The 2,527-nt window shown below is 61.0% G+C and carries 3 protein-coding genes; 2 read left to right on the forward strand and 1 reads right to left on the reverse strand.

The genetic code is table 11. From position 1 onward, the window contains the following. Positions 1–186, reverse strand: a 186-nt coding sequence (locus tag EN964_RS31680; protein ID WP_127277217.1) for a DUF3572 family protein, incomplete at its 3' end; no start/stop codon positions are given. Positions 187–432: 246 nt separating this feature from the next. Here EN964_RS31680 and EN964_RS31685 point away from each other — a divergent pair. Both EN964_RS31685 and EN964_RS31690 read left to right on the forward strand, forming a co-directional pair. After that, positions 433–804 carry a response regulator gene (locus EN964_RS31685; RefSeq protein ID WP_127271107.1) on the forward strand — a complete coding sequence of 124 codons (372 nt, stop codon included), beginning with the start codon at positions 433–435 and terminating at the stop codon, positions 802–804. 33 nt (positions 805–837) lie between these two features. Beyond that, the gene (locus EN964_RS31690; protein WP_023810534.1) at positions 838–2,211 is read left to right on the forward strand and encodes a PleD family two-component system response regulator; all 1,374 of its coding nucleotides are present in this window, start codon (positions 838–840) and stop codon (positions 2,209–2,211) included. Positions 2,212–2,527 lie beyond the last annotated feature (316 nt).

The raw sequence follows: 2,527 nt of genomic DNA on the forward strand, positions 1-2,527 counted from the left end.
GGCGAGGATGAACTGCAGGACACCGGCCAGAAAACCCGGCTCGCTGGCGGCTTTGCGGATCGAATGGACCTCTATGCCGGTGATTGCCAGAAAGCGCGGCAGAAGCTCCGGATCGGAGGCGACGAAGCCCAGGGCCTTCACGGCAATCGATTCCGCTTCTTCGCGCATTGACGCTGCGTTTGCCATCACTACCTTCGGTGTGTGGAATGAGTCTCTCCCGCAGTAATGGCAAGAGTTGCTTGCGGCAAGCCATTAGAGCGTGGCGCGCCCTTTGGACGCGCAGGGGACGAGGTGGAATTCGCGCTGTTTTCCAGCCGCGGATTTCCGTTTCGTCAATCATATTGCCGTAAAGTGAAGCAGGGTTTGATGCGTTCAGACATGGGCGCATGACGGTTGCCTTCGAAGCGGAAGGGCAGCCGGGACGGGAAATCGATGCCGAAGAAGGTTATGATCGTCGAAGACAATGAGCTCAATATGAAGCTCTTTCGGGACCTCATCGAGGCAAGCGGTTACGAGACCGTGCGCACCCGAAACGGTCTGGAAGCGCTCGATTTGGCGCGCCAGCACAAGCCGGATCTGATCCTGATGGATATCCAATTGCCTGAAGTGTCGGGGCTTGAAGTGACCAAATGGCTGAAGGAAGACGACGAACTGCACGTCATCCCGGTCATTGCGGTGACCGCCTTCGCCATGAAGGGCGACGAGGAACGTATCCGCCAGGGCGGCTGCGAGGCTTATATTTCTAAGCCGATCTCGGTGCCGCGTTTCATCGAAACCATCAAATCCTATCTGGGCGATGCGTGATGTGCCCCTTCAGCCGAGCCGGAGCCTTGTGAAATGACTGCTCGGATCCTCGTCGTCGACGATATCCCTGCCAATGTGCGGCTGCTGGAAGTGCGGCTGCTGGCCGAATATTTCGAAGTGCTGACCGCCACCAACGGGCCGGATGCGATAGAGACCTGCGAGAACGGCAAGGTCGATGTCGTGCTGCTCGACGTGATGATGCCTGATATGGACGGCTTCGAGGTCTGTCGGCGGCTGAAGAGCGATCCGGCGACATCGCACATTCCGGTGGTGATGATCACCGCGCTCGATCAGGTCTCCGACCGCGTCCGCGGGCTCGAGGCCGGTGCCGACGACTTCCTGACCAAGCCGGTCAACGACCTGCAGCTTATGACGCGCGTCAAGAGCCTGGTTCGCCTGAAGTCGCTGACCGACGAGTTGCGGCTGCGCGCCTCGACGACGCGCAACATCGGCATCGAGGAGTTGCTCAGCCGCAATTTCGCATCCGAGGACACGACGCCTAAAGTGCTTTTGATCGACGAGCGCAAATCATCCGTTGAGCGCATCCAGAAGATGCTGCGCGACCGGGCCGACCTCGACGTCACACATGATCCGCATGCCGGTTTCTTCCAGGCCGCCGAGACGTCCTATGAATGCGTGATGATCTCGACCGCGTTCGCCGATTTCGATCCGCTGAGGCTCTGTTCGCAGTTGCGCTCGCTCGATCGCACCCGTTTCGTGCCGATCATCCTGCTGGCGGAGGAGGGCGAGGAGGAACGCATCATCCGCGGCCTCGAACTCGGCATCAATGATTATCTGATGCGGCCGATCGACCAGCAGGAGTTGACGGCGCGGCTGCGCACCCAGGTGCGCCGCAAGCGTTACAACGACCAGCTGCGCGCCAGCGTCACCCAGACCATCGAAATGGCGGTGACCGATGGACTGACCGGGCTGCACAACCGCCGCTATCTGGACAGCCACCTGCAGACGCTGTTCGATCGCGCCGTAGCGCGGCGCCGGCCGCTGTCGGTGATGATCACCGACCTCGACCGCTTCAAGGCGATCAACGATGCGCACGGTCATGACGGCGGCGACGAGGTTCTGCGGGAATTCGCACGACGGCTGCGCAAGAATGTCAGGGGTATCGACCTTGCCTGCCGCTTTGGCGGCGAGGAGTTCGTCGTGGTGATGCCGGACACCGAGGGCGCGGTGGCCGAGAAGGTAGCCGAACGCATTCGCGCCGAAATCGCCCAGGCGGCTTTCGCCATCGGGCAGGACGGCAAGGCGATCGAAGTCACGGTCAGCGTCGGCGTGTCGTCGGTGCTGAAGGGCGTGGACACGGTGGCGGCGCTGATGAAGCGTGCCGATCTCGCGCTCTACGAAGCCAAAAGCGGCGGCCGAAATCGCGTCGTCGCCAAGGCGGCGTAGCGATCCAGCCCCGATTATCCTGTCAACCCGACAGGGTTACCCGTTTACCTTAATCCAAGCGATTCGCGAGCCTTGGTTAAGAAACTGTTGATTTTCATAAGCTCTTGCGCAACTGTGCAGGCCAAGACGAAGCCGGCACGAGGATAGAAAACCGGCTCCGATCCTGGGAATACCCCATGATGCTCAGGTCCGCCGCATCTCCTGGGTCCGTGGGGTCGGCCGGCCGGCGCTGGCACATAGTGGCCTCCTCGTACCGCTGCCAAACGCCGACCGGCCCCCTTCTCTCCAAAAGAACATCAGAACTCCGTGCCAAAGC

The sequence above is a fragment of the Mesorhizobium sp. M7A.F.Ca.CA.001.10.2.1 genome (genome assembly GCF_003998575.1).
GTDB lineage: Bacteria > Pseudomonadota > Alphaproteobacteria > Rhizobiales > Rhizobiaceae > Mesorhizobium.